This window comes from Streptomyces lydicus (assembly GCF_004125265.1).
Taxonomy (GTDB): Bacteria; Actinomycetota; Actinomycetes; order Streptomycetales; family Streptomycetaceae; genus Streptomyces; species Streptomyces lydicus_C.
In genome coordinates, this window is the sequence record NZ_RDTE01000003.1 from 605,739 (window position 1) to 626,279 (window position 20,541).

Here is a 20,541-nt window from a genome sequence, read left to right on the forward strand (position 1 = left end):
CCTGAAGCCGTCGGATCCCGCGGGAGATCTCCCCGACCGCACCGCGCAGAGCCTGCGCGAGCTCGCCGGTAGGCCGGTCTCCCGGCTTCCGCAGCTGCTGGAGGCGATGGCGGCCGTCGGCTCCGACCACGATCCGGGCCGCGCGCTGGGCCGTATCGCCGAGACCGCCGCCTCCCTCACCGGTGCGCGGCACGCCGCCGTCAGCCTGCGCGACGAGGACGGCGACGGGCCCGGCGAGCCGGTCGCCCACGGCGCACTCCCCGAGGGCGAGCCGCCCGCCGGAGGCTTTCTGGAGGTGCCCGTCCAGGTACAGGGGGAGCTGTTCGGCACGCTGTACGTCGCGGGGAAGGGCGACGGCGAGCAGTTCAGCGACGCGGATCTGCACCTGGTGCGGATACTGGCCACCGAGGCCGGTATCGCCCTGAGCAATGCCCGGCTGCACTCCGCCGCCCGGCAGCGCCGACACTGGATCGACGGCGCGGCATCGATCACCACGGCACTGCTGGCCGGGCCCGAGACCGGCTCGACGACCACCAACGCCCTCACGGTCGTCGCGGAGAAGGGCCGGGAACTGGCCGAGGCGGCGACCGGATCGGTCCTGCTGCCGCACGCCGAGGGCGGTATGGAGGTCGTGGCGATCTCCACCGTCCTGTCCGAGGCCGTACGGACCGAGGCGTACCGCGGCAGGATTCCGCCCCGGAGTCCGGTCGTCCACCAGCTGTACGCCGGGCTCGCGGTCTTCTCCGACGACTTCGCCGACGACCCGCGCTCGATCTCCCCGATATCGCGGCACTACGGCCCGACGATGCTGCTGCCCCTGCGCAGCAGCGGGCGGGTGCTGGGCGCCCTCGCGCTGTGCCGGATGTCCGGCGACCGCCGCTTCAGTCACACCGAACGGACCCTGGGGACACAGTTCGCCGCGCAGGCCGCGGTGGCGCTCGTACTGGCCGACCGGCACCGGGACCGCGAGCGGCTGGCCGTCTTCGAGGACCGCGACCGGATCGCCCGCGATCTGCACGATCTGGTCATCCAGCGGCTGTTCGCCACCGGGATGCTGCTGGAGACCGCCCGGCGCAAGGCGCTGGTGCCGGAGGTGCAGGAGGGGTTGGGCCAGGCGGTCGACGAGCTGGACGCCACGATCCAGGAGATCAGAACGGCCATCATCGCGCTGCAGCAGGGACCGTCCGAGGCTCCGCCCGGGCTGCGCACCCGCGTGCTGCGGGAGGCCGGCGCGGCCACCGCGGCGCTCGGCACCCGGCCGTCGGTCCGGTTCGCCGGACCGGTCGACACCCGGGTCGACGACCGGAGCGCCCGTGCGCTGCTGGCCGCACTCCGCGAGGCGCTGGCGGACGTGACCGCCCCGGCCCCGGCACCGTCACAGCCACCGGCCCGGGTGGAGATCGCCGTGGACGTCACCGCCCCGCTCCCCGACGGCCGGCCGGGCATCCGGCTGACGGTGACCGGCCCGGACGGCGCCGGACGGCCCGTGATCTGGGAGCGTCCGCTCCGGGGCGGCATCGACGCCTGAGCCGCCGCCGGGCCGCCGTCCGGCGCGCCCGGCGGGTGAAACCACCGGAATCGCTTGACCTCAACATTGGTTGAGGTCCTACGTTCCTTCTATGTCGCCGGTCACGCACGGCGATCCCGTGACGACCCGGCACACCGGAGGCCACCCATGGATATGGAAGTCACCGCCTGGCATGCGCTGCACAGCACAATGACCGCGCAGCAGGGCAGACGCCGCTTCTCCCGCGGCACCCTGCGCCGCATCACCGCATTCGCCCGGCCGCACCGCCGCCATCTGCTGTGGTTCCTCGTCCTCAGCACGGTGACCGCGATGCTCGCGGTGGCCACCCCGCTGCTGGCCGGCCGGGTGGTGGACGCGATCGTGGGCCGCGACTCGGCCTCCCTGGTCCTCGGACTGTCCGGGCTGATCGCCGCGATCGCGGTCGCCGAAGCGGGTCTGGGGCTGGTGACCCGACGGCTGTCGGCGGGCATCGGCGAGGGGCTGATCCTGGATCTGCGGACGACCGTGTACGACCACGTCCAGCGGATGCCCGTCGCCTTCTTCACCCGTACCCGCACCGGAGCGCTGGTCAGCCGCCTGAACAACGATGTGATCGGCGCCCAGCGGGCCTTCAGCGACACCCTGTCCGGGGTCGTCAGCAATATCGTGACGCTGCTGCTCACCCTCGTGGTGATGCTCGGTCTGTCCTGGCAGATCACCCTGATCGCGCTGGTGCTGCTGCCGGTGTTCGTGCTGCCCGCCCGCCGGGTCGGCCGGCGGCTGGCGGATCTGCGCCGGGAGGGCGCCGACCACAATGCGGCGATGGGCACCCAGATGACGGAGCGGTTCTCCGCGCCCGGCGCCACCCTCGTCAAGCTGATGGGCCGCCCGGACCGGGAGTCCGCCGAATTCGCCACCCGGGCCCGCCGGGTGCGCGATATCGGAGTCCGTTCGGCCATGGTCCAGACGTACTTCGTCACCGCGCTCACCCTGGTCTCCGCCCTGGCACTCGCCGTCGTCTACGGCCTGGGCGGGTACCTCGCGCTGCGCGGACGGCTGGAGCCCGGCGCGATCGTCTCGCTGGCCCTGCTGCTCACCCGGCTCTACGCCCCGCTGACCGCGCTGTCCGGCGCCCATATCGAGGTGATGAGCGCGCTGGTCAGCTTCGAGCGGGTCTTCGAGGTGCTGGACCTCAAGCCGCTGATCTCCGAGAAGCCGGATGCCCGCGCGGTCCCCGAGGGCCCGGTGTCCGTGGAGTTCGACTCCGTCCGCTTCGGCTACCCGTCCGCCGACAAGGTCTCGCTGGCCTCCCTGGAGGAGGTCGCCACCCTCGACACCCGGGGCGGCGAAGAGGTCCTGCACGACATCTCCTTCCGTGCCGAACCCGGCCAGATGGTCGCCCTGGTCGGCTCCTCGGGCGCCGGCAAGTCGACCGTGGCCCAGTTGCTGCCCCGGCTCTACGACACCGACTCCGGCGCGGTCCGGCTGTCCGGCGTGGACGTCCGCGAGCTGACCGCCGCCTCGCTGCGCGACGTCCTGGGGATGGTCACCCAGGACGGGCACCTCTTCCACGACACGATCCGCGCGAACCTGCTGCTGGCCAGGCCGGAGGCGACCGAGGAGGAGCTGTGGGACGCGCTGCGCCGGGCGCGTCTGGAGGACCTGATCGCCGGGCTCCCGGACGGGCTGGACACCGTCGTCGGCGAGCGGGGCTACCGCCTCTCGGGCGGCGAGCGGCAGCGGCTGACCATCGCCCGGCTGCTGCTCGCCCACCCGCGGGTGGTGATCCTGGACGAGGCCACCGCCCATCTGGACAACACCTCCGAGGCGGCGGTGCAGGAAGCGCTCACCGAGGCCCTTGACGGCCGTACCGCACTGGTCATCGCCCACCGGCTGTCGACCGTACGGGCCGCGGATCTGATCCTGGTCGTCGAGGGCGGACGGATCGTCGAGCGCGGCACGCACGAGACGCTGCTGGCCGCGGACGGGCGCTACGCGGAGCTGTACCGGACGCAGTTCACCGACTCGGAGGAGCGGCGGGCGGCCGCCGGGGAGACCCCGCGGGCGGATTCCGGCCCGGACGGCGTGCCGGAATCGGCGCTGGTGAACTGACGCCGCGCCGGACGGCCCCCGCCTCTTGGCGGGGGCCCTGCCGATGCCGAAAACTGAGCTGATGACGCAGCGCGCGGAACACTCCACTGTCATGGACCGCCTCGCCCTCGACGATCTGATCACCGGGTACGCCATCGCCGTGGACGACGGTGACTGGCCCGGCTACCGGGCCCTGTTCACCCCGGACGGCCGGGCCGACTACCGCTCGGCGGGCGGCATCGAGGGCGGCGTGGAGGAGATCGCCGCCTGGCTCGGCGAGATGCTGCAGCACTTCGTCATCCGGCAGCATCTGATCGTCAACCGCCGCATCACGCTCGCCCGCCGGGACGGCGCTCCCGGGGACGCCGCAACGGTCCAGGCCGACTACCTCAACCCGATGCGGCTCGCCGGCCCCGCGACGGAGGGCGGGGGCGGCCCGACCGCGCCCAATTACACCTGCGCAGGACGCTATGAGTTCACCGCCCGGCGCACCGCCGACGGCTGGCGGCTGACCGGCGTCGTCGTCCACGAGAAGTGGCGTGAGGTGTGGGCCGACAGTGAGTGACCGCCTCCGCCGGGAGCCGCCCGGTTCGGCCGTTGCGGCGGCCCCGCTTTCCCCGATCGGCCCCGCCGCGCACACTGGCCGTCCGACCGGCCGGGACCGGCAGCGGGCCGGCCGTATCCAGGGAGGCCGCATGGACACACCGCCAGGCCGTCCGGCGCGGTGGCTCGGCTCCCCCTGGACCCGGGGGGCGGCCGCCGCGCTCGCCGGTGCGGTGCCGGCCCTCACCTTCCCCGCGCCGTCATGGTGGTGGCTGGCGTATGTCGCGCTGGTGCCCTGGCTGCTGCTGGTGCGGTCGGCACCGACCCGCCGGCGGGCGGCGCTGGACGGCTGGCTGGGCGGCACCGGCTTCATGCTGGCCGTCCACCAGTGGCTGCTGCCCAGCCTGCATGTCTTCATCCTGGTGCTCGCCCTGCTGCTCGGTGCGCTCTGGGCCCCCTGGGGGGTGCTGGTACGCGCGCTGCTGGGTGACGCGCCCCCGGCGGGCGGGGCGGCGCGCGAGGGTCCCGCGCGGACGAGGTCCGGGGAAGCCTCTGCCGCAGGACGGCGGCGGGCGAGGCGCGGACGGTGCGCCGCCGCGCTGGTGCTGGTGCCCTCGGGCTGGCTGATGGTCGAACTGGTCCGCTCCTGGGAGTACTTGGGCGGCCCCTGGGGGCTGCTGGGCTCCAGCCAGTGGCAGGTGCCGCCCGCGCTGCGGCTGGCGTCGGTCGGCGGGGTGTGGCTGGTGAGCCTGCTGGTGGTGACGGTGAACACGGCGGTGGCCGAGCTGATCGCCCGCCCGGCGGCACGGCTGCCCGCCGTCGCCGGGCTGCTGGTGTGCGCGCTGGCGGCCACCGTGGCCTGGTTCTGGGCGCCGGTCCCCCGCATCACCGGCACGGTGCGGGTCGCGGTCGTCCAGCCGAACCGGACCGGCACCCCCGCCGCCCGCCTGGACCGCAGCGAGGCCCTGACCCGGTCGCTGGCGGGCCGCGGGGTACGCCTGATCGTCTGGGGCGAGAGCAGCCTCTACACGGACCCGGCGGACCACCCGGCCCTCGCCGCCCGCCTCGCCGCCCTCTCCCGGCGGACCGGTGCCGAGCTGCTGATCAACGCCGACTCCGCGCACGCCGACCGGCCGGGCATCTCCAAGAGCGCGGTCCTGATCGGCCCGGACGGACCCACCGGGGACCGCTACGCCAAGATGCGGCTGGTGCCCTTCGGCGAGTACATACCGTTCCGGTCCGTACTGGGCTGGGCGACGCGGGTGGGCAAGGCGGCCCCCAGCGACCGGCTGCGCGGCACCCGCCAGGTGGTGATGCCGGTCGCCGCCGCGGGCGGACTGCGCATCGGGCCGCTGGTGTGCTTCGAGACCGCCTTTCCCGACATGAGCCGCCATCTGGCGCGCGACGGCGCGCGGGTGCTGGTCGCCCAGTCCTCGACCTCGACCTTCCAGGACAGCTGGGCGCCCGCCCAGCATGCGTCACTGGGTGCGCTGCGCGCCGCGGAGAACTGGCGGCCCATGGTGCACGCCACGCTCACCGGCATCAGCGCGGTGTACGGCCCCCGGGGCGAGCCGATCGGCGAACGGCTCGGCACCGACCGCAGTGCGGCGGCCGTCTACGATCTGCCGCTGGCCGCGGGCACCAGCCCGTACACCCGGTTCGGCGACTGGGCGGTGTACGGGGCGATGGGTGCGCTGGTGCTCGCCGGCGGGTACGCCGGGCTGCGGGCGCTCAGCAGGCGGACTGGGCGAGCGCGTCGGTGATCACCCGTTCGCACAGCTCATGGGTGCGCAGGGCGTCCTCGGCGGACGACTGCCGGCCGGCTCGTACGTCGTCCAGGAACGCCAGGACGATCTGCTCGATGCCGCGCTGCCGGGCGACCGGCACCCAGTCGCCGCGGCGCCGGATGCTCGGCTGCCCCTTGTGGTCGATCACCTCGGCGAGGTTCACGACCTCGCGCTTGGTGTCCTGTCCGGACACTTCGAGGCGTTCCTCGGCCGACCCGCTCAGGCGGTTCATGGTGCCGAGCGCGGTGAAGCCGTCGCCGGAGAGCTGCAGCACCACATGCTGCATCAGCCCGTCACGGATCCGGGCGCGCACATCGATGTGGTCGATCTCGCCGGGGACGAGGAACCGCAGGGTGTCCACGACGTGGATGAAGTCGTCCAGCACGAGCGTGCGCGGGTCCTCGGGCAGCCCGATCCGGTTCTTCTGCATCAGGATCAGATCGCGGGCGTGCTCGCGGCACTGGGCGTAGGCGGGAGCGAACCGGCGGTTGAAGCCGACGGTGAGGCCCACACCGCGCTCTTCGGCGCGCGCGACGAGGCGCTGGGAGGTGGCGAGTTCGTAGGAGAGCGGCTTGTCGACATAGGTCGGCACACCTGCCTCGATCAGCCGGTTCACGATCTCGGGGTGGGCCGCGGTGGCGGCGTGCACGAAGGCCGCGTCCAGGCCGGTGGCGAGCAGCGAGTCCAGGTCGCTGTGCAGCTGCCCCGGGGTCAGCCGGTGAGCGGCACCGACGCGTTCCAGGGTGGCCGGGGTGCGGGTGTGCAGATGCAGTTCGAGCCCGGGTTGGGTACCCAGCACGGGGAGATACGCCTTCTGGGCGATGTCGCCGAGTCCGATGCAGCCGACCTTCACTCGTGCTCCTTGGGTTGCGCCGCGGCCCTGGTGCCTCGCGTGCCGGAAGCATACGTCCCGCCCGCCGGCCACCGGTCGGCGATCCCGTCCAGGGCCCGCAGCATCAGATCCGGGGCGAGCCGGGCGGTGGCGGCCATCAGGACGGCGCGCAGCGCGCAGGCGGGCCCGGAGCGCCAGGTGGTGAGCCGGCCGATCCGCTCGGCACGGCGTACGACCGCCATGGTGTGCGGCAGCCGCTGCCGGGTGTACGCGGTGAGCGCGTCGGCCGGTCCGGTATCCGGTGCGGCCAGGTGTGCCAGCACGACGGCGTCCTCGATGGCCTGGCAGCCGCCCTGTCCGAGGTTCGGGGTCATGGGGTGGACTGCGTCGCCGAGCAGGGCGACCCGTCCCCGGTGGAAGGCGGGCGGCGCGGCGGCCGCGGTGTACACGTCGTTGCGGAGGACCGTGGCCGGGTCCGCCGCGGCGAGGAGGGCGGGAACGGGGTGGTGCCAGTTGCCGAAGCGGCGCAGCAGTTCGGCCCGTTCGTCGCCGGCCCGGCCGCCCGGCGGTACGGCCGCGGTGGCGTAGGCATAGATCCGCCCGCCGGACAGCGGCACGGTGCCCCATGTACTGCCGGGGCCCCAGGCCGCTCCGTGCCGGGTTTCCGGAGGCGGCGCCCGGCTCCGGTGGGATGGTGCGCTCCAGGACGGTCACCGACCAGCCGCGGCGGTCCAGTGCCGCCGCGGCGGTGAGCCCGCCGATACCGCCGCCGATCACCAGCGCGCTGCGCTGCCGCATCATGTCCCCCACCCTCGATATCACTACAGGTGTAGTATTCCGACACCTCGCACACTACACCTGTAGTCAACCCGTTAGGCTCCCCGGCATGGACTCCCGCAGCGGCCGCGCCCCGGCGCCCGCCACTCGCCGCCAACTGATCGCCGATACGGCGCTGACGCTGCTCGCCGAGTGCGGGATGCGCGGGCTGACCCACCGGGCGGTGGACGAGGCGGCCGGCCTGCCGCAGGGCTCCACCTCGAATCTCGCCCGCACCCGGGCGGCCCTGCTGGAGACGGCGGTACGGCGGCTGGCCGAGCGGGAGGCGGCCGTGCTGACGCCCCGTGAGCTGCCCGGGGCGCCGACGCAAGGGGCTGGGACGGCGCCGCGGCCGGACGACGCCGTGGCGGCGGTCGCCGGGGCGGTCTCCCTGGCGCTGCACCGCTATCTCTCCCGGCACCGGCAGCTGCTCATCGCCCGTTACGAACTGGCCCTGGAAGCCACCCGCAGGCCCGAGCTGCGGGCGGTCTACGACCGGGCGGGGAGGGCCTTCCGGGAGCCGATGACAGCGATGCTGGCGGCGGCCGGTTCCGCCGAGCCCGAGCGGCATGCGCTGAGCATGGTCGCGTGGTGCGACGGAGTGCTGTTCTCCTGTACCGCCGGACAGTTCCATGCGGCCGTCCCCACCCGTGACGCACTACGCACGTCCTGCGCGGAGCTGCTCGACGGCATGCTGCGGCGGTGAGCGCGCCGGCTTGTGGGGTGGCCCCCCGATTTACGGAGTGGCCCGCGGGATCACGGAGTGTGGCGGGCGGTGCCGTCGAGCCGTAGCTGCAGCCGGTCGATGGCGTCCCGCAGGCCCTGGCGGTATTCGCCGTCGGCGAGAGCGTTGGCCGAGGCACGCGCGCGCCGCAGCTGCGCCCGCGCATCGGCAGGCCGGTCCAGAGCGGCGTAGTCGGCCGCGATGTTGAGATGCAGCGAGGGGAAGAACGCCCGGAGCGCGACGAGGGGGTGGCGGGGGCCGGGGCCGTCGGCCACCTTCGGTGCTTCCGGCGTGCCGGTGTTCCCGGGCCGTTCGGTGACGAAGCCCTCGGCCGCCTCCAGGGCCCTGAGGTCCCAGTCGAGTTCGTCCCTGGGGTCGTCCTGGGTGTCGGCCATGTAGTGGGCGAGGGTGCAGCGGTGGAAGGCGTCTCCCTGCGGCCCGATCTCGTGCCACAGCGCCGAGAGACGGTTGCGTGCCTCTTCCCGGTCGCCCGCGCGATGCAACATGATCGCCTGGCCGATCCGGGTCAGCACTCCGTCCTCGGGTGTCGCCTCCCGCCGCTTGTCCACCACCGCGCACTCCGTCTCCGCTCACCACGGTCGTTGCCGTTCCCCCGACGCTAACCGCCGGAGGGAACCTGCGCGCGGTGTGCACGACGCGCCGGGTGGCGGGACTCCCCCGCCATGATCGGCCGGATGGGTCGGACGGCTCAGCCCAGGTCAGAAATCCGCCAGTCGATCGGGGTATGCCCCTGTGCGGCGACCGCCGCATCGATCTGGGTGAAGGGGCGGGAGCCGAAGAACTTCTTCGCCGAGAGCGGGGAGGGGTGCGCACCCTGCACCACGGCATGCCGCTCGGTGTCGATCAGCGGCAGCTTCTTCTTGGCGTAATTCCCCCAGAGCACGAAGACCGCCGGGTCGGGCCGGGAGGCCACGGCACGGATGACCGCGTCGGTGACCTTCTCCCATCCCTTGCCCTTGTGGGAGTTCGCCTCGCCCTCGCGGACCGTGAGGACGGCGTTCAGCAGCAGCACTCCCTGGCGAGCCCAGGGCATCAGATAGCCGTTGTCCGGAACCGGGTGGCCGAGCTCCTCCTTCATCTCCTTGTAGATGTTCCGCAGCGACGGCGGTGTCTTGACACCGGGCTGCACGGAGAAACACAGGCCGTGGCCCTGGCCCGCGCCGTGGTACGGGTCCTGGCCCAGGATGAGCACCTTCACCTGGTCGTAGGGCGTCGCCTCCAGCGCCGCGAAGACCTGCTCGCGGGGCGGGTAGACAGGACCGGCGGCCCGCTCCTGCTCGACGAAGTCCGTGAGCTCCTTGAAATAGGGCTTCTCCAACTCCTCGCCGAGGACCCCGCGCCAGGATTCGGGCAGCATGTCGGTCACCACGTCAACAACCTCCGGTGTGCATTGCGTTCTCACTCCCAGAACCTACCGGCGACCACTGACAATGCCGTCCGCGGGCCGATGACCCGGTCCGCCGGCCCCGAACGTGGTGCCGGCCCCGACGGGACCGGCACCACGGACACTGTCTCCGGGAGCGCACACCACGGCAGGGCCTCCCGGGCCCGCCCGGTGCCGTCAGACGCCGACGTTCAGGAACAGCCCGCCGTCCACGACCAGGGTCTGGCCGGTGATCCAGCCCGCGGCGTCGGACAGCAGGAAGGCCGCCGCCCCGCCGATGTCCTCCGGGACGCCGAGCCGCCCCAGCGGGTAGCCGGCCGCCGCCTCCTCCTCACGGTTCTCGTACAGCGCCGCCGCGAACTTGGTCTTGACCACCGCGGGCGCGATCGCATTGACCCGCACCCCGGGCGCGAACTCGTGGCCGAGCTGCAGCGTCAGGTTCACCATGGCGGCCTTGCTGATCCCGTACGCACCGACGAAGGGCGAGGCGTTGAGGCCGGCGATCGAGGCGATGTTGACGATCGCCCCGCCGTTGTCCTTCTGCCAGGCGTGCCAGGTGCGCTGCGCGAAGCCCAGCGCCGAGACGACATTGGTCTCGAACACCTTGCGCGCGACGCCGAGGTCGAGGTCGGCGATGGGACCGAACACCGGGTTCGTACCGGCGTTGTTGACGAGGTAGTCGACCCGGCCGAAGGTCTCCATCGCGCGCTCGACGGCGGCGGCCTGGTGGGCCTCGTCGTGCGCCTTGCCGGCGACGCCGATCGCCCGGTCCGTGCCCAGCTTCCCGACGGCCTCCTTGAGGGTGTCCTCGTTGCGGCCGGTGATGACGACCCGGTCGCCGCGGGCCACCAGTGCCTCGGCGATGCCGTAGCCGATGCCTCGGCTGCCGCCGGTGACCAGCGCCACCTTGCCGGTGAGCTCGGGGAGCCCGCTGTCCTGCTCGGTCATGTTCTGTACTCCTGGAGTCGGTGGGGCGGTCAGTTGAGCGGGCCGCCGGCGACGTACATGACCTGGCCGGACACAAAGCCGGCCGCCTCGCCGGTGAAGAAGGCGATGGCGTTGGCGATGTCCTCGGGGCGGCCGACGCGCTGCACCGGGATCTGGGTGGCCGCCGCGGCCTGGAACTCCTCGAAGCCCATGCCGACGCGCTCGGCGGTGGCGGCGGTCATGTCGGTGACGATGAAACCGGGGGCGACGGCGTTGGCGGTGACGCCGAACTTGCCGAGCTCGATGGCGAGGGTCTTGGTGAAGCCCTGGAGGCCGGCCTTGGCCGCCGAGTAGTTGACCTGGCCGCGGTTGCCGAGCGCCGAGCTGGAGGAGAGGTTCACGATCCGGCCGAACTTGGCGTCCACCATGTGCTTCTGGCAGGCACGGGACATCAGGAAGGCACCGCGCAGGTGCACGTTCATGACCGTGTCCCAGTCGGTCTCGCTCATCTTGAACAGCAGGTTGTCGCGGAGCACACCGGCGTTGTTGACGAGGACCGTCGGCGCACCGAGCTCGGACGCGACGCGTGCGACCGCCGCGTCGACCTGCTCGGCGTCGGAGACGTCACAGCCGACCGCGATGGCCTTGCCCCCGGCCTTGGTGATCGTCTCGACGGTGTCCTTGCACGCCGCCTCGTCGAGGTCGAGTACGGCGACGGCGCGGCCCTCGGCGGCCAGCCGGACGGCGGTCGCCGCGCCGATACCGCGGGCCGCGCCCGTCACGATGGCAACGCGCTGCTCGGTGGTGGACATGCGGGTTCTCCTCACCCTCGAAACCTCGACAAGCGGTCCGCCGCACCGATCCCGTGGGTGAGCAACCGCTTAGTACCCTGAGCAGGGCTGACGCTAGAAGCCCGGCCACCCGCTGTCAACGCCCCACCACCGCGCCGTTGCACACCTCACCTGCAAGGCAGGCCGCAGTCCGGCGCGACCACGTGGCCCGATCACGCCACACGGCCACGCCACACGGCCACGTCACACGACAGGGCGCCCGGTGCCGCCCACGAGACGGAACCGGGCGCCCTGAACGGCGGACCCGCAAGACCTCACCACATTCTCGGCGCACTCTCGGCGCACTCGCAGCGGACTCTCAGCGCACCAACAGCTCCATCAGCCGCTCGACCTCGGCAGCGGGATCGACGGTCAGGCCGGTGTGCACCGGGCCCGGCTGGACGATGGTGCTGCGCGGCGCCATCAGCCAGCGGAAACGACGTCCCGCGTCCTCCCCCGCCGCCTGTCCGGCCCGCTCGCCGCCCTGGCAGACGCCCTCGACGGCACCGAGCGCGGCGCGCACCCCGGCCACGTCGGTCGTGGGATCCAGGGCCAGCAGCCGGGCCTCGTCCAGATGGGTCCTGGCCTCGACGAAGCGCCGGGCGTGGCAGTACACGACCACACCGGCATTGATCATCTCGCCGCGCTCGACCCGGGGTACGACCTTCAGCAGCGCGTACTCGAAAACGTCGCGCCCGTTGTGCAGACCGGTCACTTCACCGCCCTCCGTACCAGCCGTGCGGCCAGCCATTCCGGCACCTGCGAGGGCTTGTCCCCGGTGGGCTCCCCGAGGGTGATCCGCTCGCTGATCGTCCCGGCGCGGGCCAGCAGCGTGCTCACATAGGCCTGGCGCAGCGCGTCCGGGGAATCAAAGCCCTGCTCGTCGGCCAGCCATTCGTCCGGCACCTCGGCCGCGATCTCGGCCAGCAGCTCCTCGGTGATCAGCGGAACGAACTCCTCGGCCGCCGCCGCGATATCCGGCCCGAAGGTGGCCAGCACGTGGTCGGAGGCGTTGTACGGCCGGGCCGAAGCCTTCTGCGCGCTCGGCCAGTTGTGGTGCCAGATCATCGCCGCACCGTGGTCGATCAGCCACAGTTCGCCGTGCCAGACCAGCAGATTGGGGTTGCGCCAGGACCGGTCGACGTTGTTGACCAGGGCGTCGAACCACACCACACGGCCCGCCTCGCGCGCGCTCACCTCGAAGGCGAGCGGATCGAAGCCCAGCGACCCGGGGAGGTAGTCCATCCCCAGATTGAGCCCCCCGCTGGCCTTCAGCAGCTCCTGCACCTCCTGGTCCGGCTCCCCCAGCCCGATGACGGGATCGAGCTGCATCCGCACCAGCTCCGGCACCCGCAGCCCGAGCCGCCGGCCCAGCTCGCCGCAGATCACCTCGGCAACGAGCGTCTTCCGCCCCTGCCCGGCACCGGTGAACTTCATGACGTAGGTACCGAGGTCGTCGGCCTCGACGATCCCCGGAAGCGATCCGCCTTCACGCAACGGCGTGACATAGCGAGTCGCTGTCACCTCTGTAAGCACTTTCCCAGGCCACCCATCTCTTCCGCCTTGCAATCCATGATCGACTTCGGCCGGGTGCGGCAGCGGAAATCGCCCGTCAACGGCCCTGGGGAGAATCCGGGGAGTTTCGCATGGCATGCGGTTCTCCCTGCTTCCCGAGCAGTCCGTCGATGGCGGTGCGCCCCTCGCTTCCGGCCTCCGGCATGAAGTGAGCATAGTAACTGAGGGTGATCACAGGCGAGGAGTGCCCGAGCCATCCCCCACGGAAGCTCCACCTCTACCGGCGGGAACGCGTCGACATGACGCTTCAGCCCCTCGGCCACCGAAGGGGGCATGTCGACGGTAGGGTCTTGGCTCCCCTCGGCAGGGCGAAGTACAACCTTCCGGTATCCAGTGGGAGTGGCAGCCGCACGAGCTCGGCTTCGGCTCCGGGATGACCTGCCGGCGGCGGCTGCGGGACTGGAACGAGGCCGGGGTGTGGGACCGGCTGCACCAGGTGCTGCTGACCGCGCTGCACCAGGCGGGAAAGCCGGACTGGCCCCGGGCGGTGCTCGACGGCTCGCACCGGCAGGCCCATCGGGGCGGACCAAAACCGGGCCGAGCCCGGTCGACCGCGCCAGACCGGGCTCGAAGCACCACGTGATCACCGACGCGCACGGCACCCCACCGGCCATCACACTCACCGGCGGTCGGCCATGACCTTGTTGGCGCGCCTCAACCCACGGATGCGATCCTGCTCAATCGTCGGCGCGTCTCGCGGAGTTCGGCTTGTCTGGCGTCGAGGCGTCTGGCCAAGGCGTCCAGCTCGGCCCGCAGGTCTGGACACATCTCAAGGGAAGTGCCGTGCTCGCCGGTGCGAGCGCAATCGAGGTACTTCTGGATGGTCGAGGTTCCCAAACCAGCGGAGATCATCGTCCTGATCTGGGCTACGCGGGTGACATCGCACTCGGAGTAGTCCCGGTATCCGCTGCTGTTGCGAGCCGGGGCCAAGAGTCCTCGGTCCTCGTAGTGGCGTAGCGCTCGTGCGCTGACACCGGTCAGCTCAGCGAGTTCGCTGATCAGCACCGTCGATCCTCCTCATCGGCTTGACCTTCACGCTGACGTGAACTCATACCGTCCTGTGGCATGACAACTGGAACAACCCAGCAGCGTGCCTCGATCATCCACGGTTACGGCGCATCCCCCGAAGATCACTGGTTTGCTTGGCTTGCCGAGCGACTCAACGCGGGCGGCATCCCCACCACGATCCCTGCTCTTCCGAACCCGCAAGACCCAGACCCCGCACAGTGGTTGGAAGCAGTACGTACCGATTTGGGTACCCTTGACGAGAACTCGATTGTCGTCGCGCACAGCCTGGGCGCTCTGACCGTGCTGCGTTATCTGTGCTCGCTTCCGGCCCCCTGGCACCTTGGCACCCTCGTGCTGGTCTCCGGTTTCGTCGACCAACTGCCCGCACTTCCGGAGCTGAACTCATACATCGGAGACGGCTGCGACGTGGAGGGGCTCAGCAGCCACATCGGCCAACTCACGATCATCCGGTCCGACGCAGACCCGTACGTTCCCCCCGGTCACACCGACCGCCTTGCCGGCCTGCTCGCGACCTCCGCAGAGGTGGTTCCCGGAGCCGGTCACTTCCTCGCTTCTGACGGCGTCACCTCGCTACGCGAAGTCCTTGAAGTCATTGCGTCGTAATGGGAAAAAGCGGACTGCACGACAAGCCGCGTGCAGGGCTGGGAACAGCCAGAACGTGTCCGGTCGATCATGTTCGGAGCCAGATGGTGAGGGCCGCGGCGGTGGCGGTCCCGAGGTAGACGTAGCGGCGCTTGTCATAGCGGGTGACCACGGCCCGGTGTTGCTTGAGCCGGTTGATGGCCCGCTCGCGTCGCATCCGAAGCGCATTGGCCGCCGCTGCGCTCAGCGCCGCCGTCATCGCACCCGTCGCCATCGGCACAGGCACGGCTCAGGCCGCCACAGTCCACCTCGCCCCACCACACCACTGGCACTTGCCGTACCCACATCAAGCATCCCAAGGGCGTTATGGCCAAGTGCAATGACGGCACCTGGTCATACGCGAAGCACTTCTCCGGCACCTGCTCCCACCACCGCGGCGTGAAGTTCTGGTTCAAGTAAGCCGGCCCGAGACGTGCAGCGTTGGCGTACCGGCACCTCGCCTGCGCTACCGACGGGCAACCGGCAGTTGTAAGCCGGTCGCCCTGGCCGGCTGCCTCCGCCTCGGCGGAGAGCACTCCGGGGTCCTCTGCTGTTTATGGCCGATCCGCCATAAACAGCAAACCTCTCAGCAAACCTTTGACCTGGCCTGCGTGGAGCGCGACGGATTCTCGCCGCCGGCGCACCGATGCAGTATGATCATGACGCAACTTCGGCCTCCGGGCCGGAACCGCGCGTCTGTGGTCCAAGGAAAGACGTCCACCAGCCGGTGGGAGATGCAGGTGCAAGGCCTGCCGGGCGCTCTGACAACGGTCCCTTCCCCGTACGGGGAAGGGACCGTTTCCGTGTTTCCACGGGAGCCCCCTCTGCCTGCTGTTCTGATCACCGCACCCCGGGGTGGGGTTCTCCGGCCGGGAGGCAAACAGATCGCCGGCAGCGCCCGGCAGGCCCAACCAGCCGCAGCCGGTCAGCTGCTCGACCAGGCGCTCCGGGTCGGTCCAGGAGCGGCGGTCTACCGGGATGCGTCGGGATACGCGGCGGTCGCGCGGACCTCAACGAGGAGACCCGGGCTGGCGAGGCCGCTGACCCCGATGATCGTCCAGGTCGGGTAGGGCGCTTCGACGAGGCGCTGCTTGGCCTTGATGAATCCGGGCAGGTGCCGGCGGATGTCGACGTGGTAACTGGTGACGTCGACGAGGGCGGACATGTCGAGGTTCTCCATCCGGAGGATCTCCTCGATCTTCCCGATGGCGATCTCGGTCTGCTCCTCGATGGTGTCCGGGATGGTTCCGTCGGCGCGGCGACCGATCGTTCCGGCGATGAACAAGAGGCCGTGCGCACGCACCGCGGCGGAATAGCCGAAGCTTGCGAAGGCATGGGTGGTCTCCCCGAAGACCGCGTTGTTCTCGGGGATCTCGACGGTGTGGACGGTCATTTGCGGTGCTTCCTCTTCTTTGTCGAGCCTCTGTTGACTTCTTTGTTGACGGGTCGTGGAGCCCGTCGAGTCAGTCGCCCCAGCGGGACGAACGACCGGTGTGCTCCAGCCGGGTCCGGCCGAAGGTCTGGCGTTCGCGCAGGAGTTCGCCGGGGGTCGTGTACCGGGGTGCGTTCTTCGGGTCTTTCGCGGCCTGCGCGACGATCGCGTCGGTGAGTGAGCGGATCATGTCCAGCCGTGGATAGGCGGCGTGCATGGCGTCGGCCTGCTCATCGGTGACCGCGTCGAGGTGGTCGGCGCTCGCCGGGACTCCGAAGTCGAGGGCGACGCCTTCGCGGACGAGCACGCACAGCGTGCCGCGGCGTTCCGCGATGCCCGGAGAGGTGTGCAGGGCGATCGCCTGCCAGACCTGGTCGGCGTCGGCCGTGGACATCCCCTCTTGGGTGAGGAATTCGGCGGCCCGGTCGGCGCCTTCGACCTCGAACCGCTGTCGGTGCGGGCCGTCCGACGCCAGGCCGAGGTCGTGCATCGCGCACGCGGCGAACAACAGGTCGTCCCGGTAGTCGTGGCCGACGGTCAGGCCGAGGCGGCCGGCGGCCAGCCGGGCGAATAGGTAGCTGCGGATGCTGTGGTTGAAGACGGACGGCGTTTCCACCGGTCGGATGAGGTTCATGACGGCGTCGGTAAGTGGTGTGCTGGGCAGCGCGATCGGGTCGGCGGTCGCCTCGCGTGTAGGTCCGGTCATGTCCTCAGCCTGACCGCGACCACCCTGACCTGGCGAGAGGCAATATTTCCTTACCTCGTTAGAATCTTGCCATGGCAGCCCATCGAGTCGCAGTCCTGGCGTTGGACGGGGTCACCCCGCTCGACCTGGCGATCCCGACGCAGATCTTCACCACCCGGCCGGAAACCCCCTACGAGATGACCCTGTGCGCGTTGGACACGAAGGTGGCCACCACCGCGGGTTTCGCACTGCTCGCCGAGGGAGGCCTGGAGCAGGTGCGCAGCGCCGACACCGTGATCGTGCCGGGGTTCGAACCGGTCCTCTCGTTGCCGGACGCCGTGCTCGACACACTGGCCGAAGCCCGCGACCGAGGCCGGCGTGTGGTGTCGATCTGCACGGGCGCCTTCGCGCTGGCCGCGGCGGGCGTACTGGACGGGCTGCACGCCACGACCCACTGGAAGCACATCGACGACTTCGAGCGGGAATTCCCGGCCGTCACGGTCGACCGCGACGTGCTCTACGTCGACGAGGGCGACGTGCTCACCTCGGCCGGGGTGTGCTGCGGCATCGACCTGTGCCTGCATATCGTGCGCCACGACCTGGGCGCGGAGGTGGCCAACCGGATCGCCCGCGGTCTGGTCGCGGCCCCGCACCGCGACGGCGGGCAGGCCCAGTACGTGCCGGCTCCCGTCGCGGTGGCCGGTGAGGCGTCGCTGTCCGGTACCCGTGGATGGGCCCTGCACCGGCTCGGCGAACCGCTCACGCTGCGCGTGCTTGCCCGGCACGCGGGCCTCTCGCAACGCACCTTCATGCGCCGGTTCACCGAGGAGACGGGCACCACCCCGTTGCAGTGGGTGCTCAACGCCCGGCTCGGCAGGGCGCGGGAGCTGCTGGAAACCACGGACCTCTCCGTGGATCAGGTGGCGCGGGACTGCGGGCTGGGCACGGCAGCCAACCTACGGCTGCACTTCCGGCGCACGCTGGACACCACCCCTACCGCTTACCGCCGCACCTTCACACACTCGACATCGCGCGGTCCGGTTTCATCACCAGCAGTCCCGCGCACGGACTAATCGATCGTCTCAGAATGCCGTGCTGCGCCCGGCCTCACACCACAGGACCGGCGAGCTGAGTGGGATGACGCCGGCGGCAATCGGCTCCATGCCGCTTGCCCACGCCGAAGCGGCCACGGGGCCGGCCAAGACGTCGGCCATGGTGAGCTGCACCCGCAACTACACCTGCTCATCCCTGAGCAGCGGTGAGCTGTACCACCAGAAGTACACCAACAACAGAGCGTCCACCAGGTACAAGAAGACCGGCGGCTCCAGCATCACGGCCCGCGTCGGTTTCAACCGGGCGGGATCGACTTCCTGGAGCGGCTGGTTCAGTCAGTCCAGCGGGACGACCAAGACAGGTAACTGGAACAACATTTCCTACTGCTCGAGCACCGTGGCCCTTCTCCAGGTGCCAGGCCAGCAGACGTTCCAGATGCCCCTGGCCGACTGCAGCTGACCGTCCGTGCCCTCCGCGGGGCAGTGCGGGCACGGACCACCTTCTGTCAGCTCTCCAGGATGTAGGACACTGCGTTCGTGTTCTCCGCCATATTCAAAAACCAGACCGGCTTCATCGTCACAGCGGCATTAGCCGTCCTTCTTGTCGCCGCCCTGTGCTTCTGGCTCGCGCACCGGGCCGGCGGACGGCCGTGGTCCCACGCCGCGCTCGGCGCGGCCGTCACGGCGGAAGTCGCTCTCACTCTCTTCCTGCCGAGCGGGGCAGCCGCAGCCGAAGCCAGCCGTGTCTGCGTGATCAACCGAAACTACGCTGAGCCGTTCGCCACCCAGCAAGGACTGCTCAACCTCTTGCTCTTCGCGCCCATCGGCTTCTTCGGGCTGATGGCCCTGCGCACGCTCTTGCCGGTCGTCGCGGGCAGCATCCTGCTCTCCCTGTGCACCGAGCTCCTGCAAACCCTGGTCCCCGGCGTCAGCCGGGGATGCGACAGCAGCGACTTGCAGATGAACGCCCTGGGCGGTCTCGCCGGCACCGCAATCGCCTGGGCTGCCTTGCGGCTGGCCAAACGACCCGCCATCTCACCCCGCCGCCACGCCCGGGCCACCGCCCTCACCACGGCCACCACCCTTGCCGCGGCCGGCAGTGCCGCAGCCACCTGGATCACCCCCGTCGCCGTCGACGCCACCAGCCTCCAACTCACCGGAGACAAGGAAAGGGCAGCAGCGCACCGAGCCATCCGCCAAGCCTTCGGCGACCGCTACAAGATCAGCAACGTACAGCTGCAAGCAGGCGTCGACGACAGTCCCGACACCCTGCTCATCGCCCTCAACGACGGGTTCGCCGAGCTCACCTGGCCAGATGCCTCACAACTCAACGTCAGCCTCGAAAGCTCCAGCAAGACCACCTCGTCCAGCTACCCCATACCAGGCGTCGCCCGAAAGCCCGGCAGCAAGAAGGACGCGCTCCCCATCGCACGCCGCTACGCCCAGGAGCACTACCCAAGCCAGTTGCGCGGCTCCGAGCCGCACGTATACCCCGTAGGGGACCGGGCCGAGCTCGGGTGGATCGTCAGCTGGCGGCAGCGCAACAGCGACGGCGTCTTGATGCCGATGCATCTGGACGTTCAGGTCAACACCGCCGGCCGAGTCTCCCAGCTCCTGGTCCGCGCAGAGGAACACCCTCATGGCCTGCCGGCGCTGACCGTCGACAAGAAGACAGCCCAGCGCACGGCACTCAAGACCCTGCAACAGCCCAAGGGCCACAAAGTACGCATTGCTGACAGCGAACTGCTGGCCGTTCAGCGCGCGGGAAGGTGGCGGGCTCAATGGCTGACCGGCTTGGAGACCGACGACAAGAGCGTGGTGCTCGACCCCGTCTACGTCGATGCGACCACCGGAAGGGTCGATCCCCGTGCGAGCAGGAAAGAAAAGATCGAAAACCCGCAGGAAGACGGCGGCGGCCAAGTGGACACGACGCAGAACTGAACTTCGCGAAGGCGGTGGAGCGGCAGACCGCCGCGATGCGGGAGCTGTCCCGCAGAGCATTCCCCGAGCCGGAAGCGGTGCCGGACGATGCGCCGGCCCCTCGAAGGCGGGCCGCGCGCAGCGGCGCCGCGACCCGCGCGGCCGCGGTGCGCCGGGCGAGGACCGAACGAACCCGGCAGCAGGGCGCCGTCATGCCGACGAGCGCGACCTTGCGCAATACGGCATGACCTTTCCGCGTTCGGCTGCCCTGCGCCAGCGGACCTTGGTTGACCGATCTACACAGGCGGCAAGGTGTCGGGAAGATGGCCACCACTGATCGCCGCAAGTTGGTCAATCACAGGCAGCAAACGACACGAGGCGGTCGGCGGAGCGGTCGGCCGCCACCAGCCGGGCATCTGTCCGAAGCTGCTGGACCACCTCGCCGGTGATGGATGGGACATAGCCGTCGGCAGTGCCTCGGACCAGAAGTCCGTCACCGCCGCAACCGGGCCACTCGTGGAAGCTGGCTGGAAGCACGGCATCGACGGGCGCTGGATGCGCTGGACGAACCTGTCCGAGGGCGCGGGGGTTCCATTCGACGCCTTCGCTGCTCAGAAGCCGAGCAGCTCCCTCGCTACCTGGGCCATCTGGGCCGGTCCAAGTGTGGACCAGCCCGCCTGGGCACTGCACGCCTCGCCACACGCACCACGCACCACGCACCACGCACCACGCACCAGCACACCACGACGTTTCCCGCCGCCGCGG

The 20,541-nt window shown here is 70.7% G+C and carries 21 protein-coding genes and 3 pseudogenes; 11 read left to right on the top strand and 13 right to left on the bottom strand.

Annotation, left to right across the window (positions count from 1 at the left end; genetic code table 11):
- Positions 1–106 precede the first annotated feature (106 nt).
- The 4 genes from D9V36_RS05420 (at position 107) to lnt (ending at position 5,904) form a co-directional block, all read left to right on the top strand.
- Positions 107–1,528 carry a sensor histidine kinase gene (locus D9V36_RS05420; protein WP_129292761.1) on the top strand — a complete coding sequence of 474 codons (1,422 nt, stop codon included), beginning with the start codon at positions 107–109 and terminating at the stop codon, positions 1,526–1,528.
- A gap of 147 nt (positions 1,529–1,675) precedes the next feature.
- Positions 1,676–3,619, top strand: coding sequence for an ABC transporter ATP-binding protein (locus D9V36_RS05425; RefSeq protein ID WP_129292762.1), 1,944 nt, complete (start codon positions 1,676–1,678; stop codon positions 3,617–3,619).
- 61 nt (positions 3,620–3,680) lie between these two features.
- On the top strand, positions 3,681–4,163 hold the full coding sequence (locus D9V36_RS05430; protein WP_129292763.1) for a nuclear transport factor 2 family protein: 483 nt from the start codon (positions 3,681–3,683) through the stop codon (positions 4,161–4,163).
- Positions 4,164–4,293: 130 nt separating this feature from the next.
- Positions 4,294–5,904, top strand: coding sequence for an apolipoprotein N-acyltransferase (gene lnt, locus D9V36_RS05435; protein WP_129292764.1), 1,611 nt, complete (start codon positions 4,294–4,296; stop codon positions 5,902–5,904).
- Here the strand turns inward: lnt and D9V36_RS40690 are convergent.
- The 3 genes and pseudogenes from D9V36_RS40690 to D9V36_RS42980 form a co-directional block, all read right to left on the bottom strand.
- A complete protein-coding gene (locus D9V36_RS40690) occupies positions 5,873–6,781 on the bottom strand; it encodes a Gfo/Idh/MocA family protein (RefSeq protein ID WP_164993142.1) in 909 nt (302 codons plus the stop codon). The two genes, lnt and D9V36_RS40690, sit on opposite strands and share 32 nt — an antisense overlap.
- Positions 6,778–7,404: pseudogene (locus tag D9V36_RS41770) on the bottom strand (FAD-dependent monooxygenase); the annotation flags it as partial. The pseudogene D9V36_RS41770 and the gene D9V36_RS40690, both read right to left, overlap by 4 nt.
- Positions 7,405–7,465: 61 nt before the next feature.
- Positions 7,466–7,561: pseudogene (locus D9V36_RS42980) on the bottom strand (NAD(P)-binding protein); the annotation flags it as partial.
- An 85-nt stretch (positions 7,562–7,646) separates the two neighbouring features.
- Here D9V36_RS42980 and D9V36_RS05445 point away from each other — a divergent pair.
- The gene (locus tag D9V36_RS05445) at positions 7,647–8,282 is read left to right on the top strand and encodes a TetR/AcrR family transcriptional regulator (RefSeq protein WP_129292766.1); all 636 of its coding nucleotides are present in this window, start codon (positions 7,647–7,649) and stop codon (positions 8,280–8,282) included.
- Positions 8,283–8,332: 50 nt separating this feature from the next.
- Here D9V36_RS05445 and D9V36_RS05450 read toward each other — a convergent pair whose 3' ends face one another.
- The 6 genes from D9V36_RS05450 to D9V36_RS05475 form a co-directional block, all read right to left on the bottom strand.
- Complete coding sequence (locus D9V36_RS05450; protein WP_129298201.1) at positions 8,333–8,869, bottom strand: hypothetical protein; 537 nt, start codon at positions 8,867–8,869, stop codon at positions 8,333–8,335.
- Positions 8,870–9,009: 140 nt separating this feature from the next.
- Positions 9,010–9,678: a uracil-DNA glycosylase gene (locus tag D9V36_RS05455; protein ID WP_129298202.1), complete on the bottom strand. Its 669-nt coding sequence runs from the start codon at positions 9,676–9,678 to the stop codon at positions 9,010–9,012.
- 204 nt (positions 9,679–9,882) lie between these two features.
- Complete coding sequence (locus tag D9V36_RS05460; RefSeq protein ID WP_129292767.1) at positions 9,883–10,653, bottom strand: SDR family oxidoreductase; 771 nt, start codon at positions 10,651–10,653, stop codon at positions 9,883–9,885.
- 29 nt (positions 10,654–10,682) lie between these two features.
- Positions 10,683–11,444 (bottom strand): 3-oxoacyl-ACP reductase FabG, encoded by a 762-nt coding sequence (gene fabG / locus D9V36_RS05465; protein ID WP_088796372.1) that lies wholly within the window; start codon positions 11,442–11,444, stop codon positions 10,683–10,685.
- A gap of 337 nt (positions 11,445–11,781) precedes the next feature.
- Positions 11,782–12,213: a DUF3037 domain-containing protein gene (locus D9V36_RS05470; RefSeq protein ID WP_241720713.1), complete on the bottom strand. Its 432-nt coding sequence runs from the start codon at positions 12,211–12,213 to the stop codon at positions 11,782–11,784.
- Positions 12,174–12,998, bottom strand: a complete 825-nt coding sequence (locus D9V36_RS05475) for a HipA family kinase (RefSeq protein WP_129292768.1) — start codon at positions 12,996–12,998, stop codon at positions 12,174–12,176. The genes D9V36_RS05470 and D9V36_RS05475 overlap by 40 nt, the downstream gene beginning before the upstream one ends.
- A gap of 361 nt (positions 12,999–13,359) precedes the next feature.
- On the opposite strand from D9V36_RS05475, the pseudogene D9V36_RS05485 reads away from it, so the two are divergent.
- A pseudogene (locus D9V36_RS05485) lies at positions 13,360–13,664 on the top strand (transposase); the annotation flags it as partial.
- A gap of 27 nt (positions 13,665–13,691) precedes the next feature.
- Here the strand turns inward: D9V36_RS05485 and D9V36_RS05490 are convergent.
- Positions 13,692–14,042: a MerR family transcriptional regulator gene (locus D9V36_RS05490; RefSeq protein ID WP_129292770.1), complete on the bottom strand. Its 351-nt coding sequence runs from the start codon at positions 14,040–14,042 to the stop codon at positions 13,692–13,694.
- 60 nt (positions 14,043–14,102) lie between these two features.
- Here D9V36_RS05490 and D9V36_RS05495 point away from each other — a divergent pair, with 60 nt between their 5' ends.
- Positions 14,103–14,669 (top strand): RBBP9/YdeN family alpha/beta hydrolase, encoded by a 567-nt coding sequence (locus D9V36_RS05495; protein WP_129292771.1) that lies wholly within the window; start codon positions 14,103–14,105, stop codon positions 14,667–14,669.
- Positions 14,670–14,736: 67 nt separating this feature from the next.
- On the opposite strand, the gene D9V36_RS42985 is transcribed toward D9V36_RS05495, so the two are convergent.
- Positions 14,737–14,922: a hypothetical protein gene (locus D9V36_RS42985; RefSeq protein WP_129292772.1), complete on the bottom strand. Its 186-nt coding sequence runs from the start codon at positions 14,920–14,922 to the stop codon at positions 14,737–14,739.
- A 92-nt stretch (positions 14,923–15,014) separates the two neighbouring features.
- On the opposite strand from D9V36_RS42985, the gene D9V36_RS41780 reads away from it, so the two are divergent.
- On the top strand, positions 15,015–15,107 hold the full coding sequence (locus D9V36_RS41780) for a DUF3761 domain-containing protein (protein ID WP_129292773.1): 93 nt from the start codon (positions 15,015–15,017) through the stop codon (positions 15,105–15,107).
- A gap of 550 nt (positions 15,108–15,657) precedes the next feature.
- On the opposite strand, the gene D9V36_RS05510 is transcribed toward D9V36_RS41780, so the two are convergent.
- Together D9V36_RS05510 and D9V36_RS05515 are read right to left on the bottom strand one after the other, a co-directional pair.
- Positions 15,658–16,080, bottom strand: a complete 423-nt coding sequence (locus D9V36_RS05510) for a Rid family hydrolase (RefSeq protein WP_129292774.1) — start codon at positions 16,078–16,080, stop codon at positions 15,658–15,660.
- A 70-nt stretch (positions 16,081–16,150) separates the two neighbouring features.
- Positions 16,151–16,825 carry an HD domain-containing protein gene (locus D9V36_RS05515; RefSeq protein WP_129292775.1) on the bottom strand — a complete coding sequence of 225 codons (675 nt, stop codon included), beginning with the start codon at positions 16,823–16,825 and terminating at the stop codon, positions 16,151–16,153.
- Between the two features lie 71 nt (positions 16,826–16,896).
- Between D9V36_RS05515 and D9V36_RS05520 the strand changes: the two genes are divergently transcribed.
- From D9V36_RS05520 to D9V36_RS05530, 3 genes are all read left to right on the top strand, one after another.
- Positions 16,897–17,877, top strand: a complete 981-nt coding sequence (locus D9V36_RS05520; protein WP_129292776.1) for a GlxA family transcriptional regulator — start codon at positions 16,897–16,899, stop codon at positions 17,875–17,877.
- Between the two features lie 88 nt (positions 17,878–17,965).
- On the top strand, positions 17,966–18,316 hold the full coding sequence (locus D9V36_RS05525) for a hypothetical protein (RefSeq protein WP_241720714.1): 351 nt from the start codon (positions 17,966–17,968) through the stop codon (positions 18,314–18,316).
- Positions 18,317–18,393: 77 nt separating this feature from the next.
- Complete coding sequence (locus D9V36_RS05530) at positions 18,394–19,797, top strand: VanZ family protein (RefSeq protein WP_129292778.1); 1,404 nt, start codon at positions 18,394–18,396, stop codon at positions 19,795–19,797.
- Positions 19,798–20,541 lie beyond the last annotated feature (744 nt).

Coding starts and splice junctions, on each gene's coding strand:
- lnt (WP_129292764.1), top strand. CDS start 4,294: ATGGACACACCGCCAGGCCGTCCGGCGCGGTGGCTCGGCTCCCCCTGG.
- D9V36_RS05470 (WP_241720713.1), bottom strand. CDS start 12,213: ATGGCTGGCCGCACGGCTGGTACGGAGGGCGGTGAAGTGACCGGTCTG.
- D9V36_RS42985 (WP_129292772.1), bottom strand. CDS start 14,922: ATGGCGACGGGTGCGATGACGGCGGCGCTGAGCGCAGCGGCGGCCAAT.
- D9V36_RS05510 (WP_129292774.1), bottom strand. CDS start 16,080: ATGACCGTCCACACCGTCGAGATCCCCGAGAACAACGCGGTCTTCGGG.
- D9V36_RS05495 (WP_129292771.1), top strand. CDS start 14,103: ATGACAACTGGAACAACCCAGCAGCGTGCCTCGATCATCCACGGTTAC.
- D9V36_RS05420 (WP_129292761.1), top strand. CDS start 107: ATGGCGGCCGTCGGCTCCGACCACGATCCGGGCCGCGCGCTGGGCCGT.
- D9V36_RS05430 (WP_129292763.1), top strand. CDS start 3,681: ATGACGCAGCGCGCGGAACACTCCACTGTCATGGACCGCCTCGCCCTC.
- D9V36_RS05525 (WP_241720714.1), top strand. CDS start 17,966: ATGCCGCTTGCCCACGCCGAAGCGGCCACGGGGCCGGCCAAGACGTCG.
- D9V36_RS05520 (WP_129292776.1), top strand. CDS start 16,897: ATGGCAGCCCATCGAGTCGCAGTCCTGGCGTTGGACGGGGTCACCCCG.
- D9V36_RS05425 (WP_129292762.1), top strand. CDS start 1,676: ATGGATATGGAAGTCACCGCCTGGCATGCGCTGCACAGCACAATGACC.
- D9V36_RS05515 (WP_129292775.1), bottom strand. CDS start 16,825: ATGACCGGACCTACACGCGAGGCGACCGCCGACCCGATCGCGCTGCCC.
- D9V36_RS05455 (WP_129298202.1), bottom strand. CDS start 9,678: ATGCTGCCCGAATCCTGGCGCGGGGTCCTCGGCGAGGAGTTGGAGAAG.
- fabG (WP_088796372.1), bottom strand. CDS start 11,444: ATGTCCACCACCGAGCAGCGCGTTGCCATCGTGACGGGCGCGGCCCGC.
- D9V36_RS05445 (WP_129292766.1), top strand. CDS start 7,647: ATGGACTCCCGCAGCGGCCGCGCCCCGGCGCCCGCCACTCGCCGCCAA.
- D9V36_RS41780 (WP_129292773.1), top strand. CDS start 15,015: ATGGCCAAGTGCAATGACGGCACCTGGTCATACGCGAAGCACTTCTCC.
- D9V36_RS05460 (WP_129292767.1), bottom strand. CDS start 10,653: ATGACCGAGCAGGACAGCGGGCTCCCCGAGCTCACCGGCAAGGTGGCG.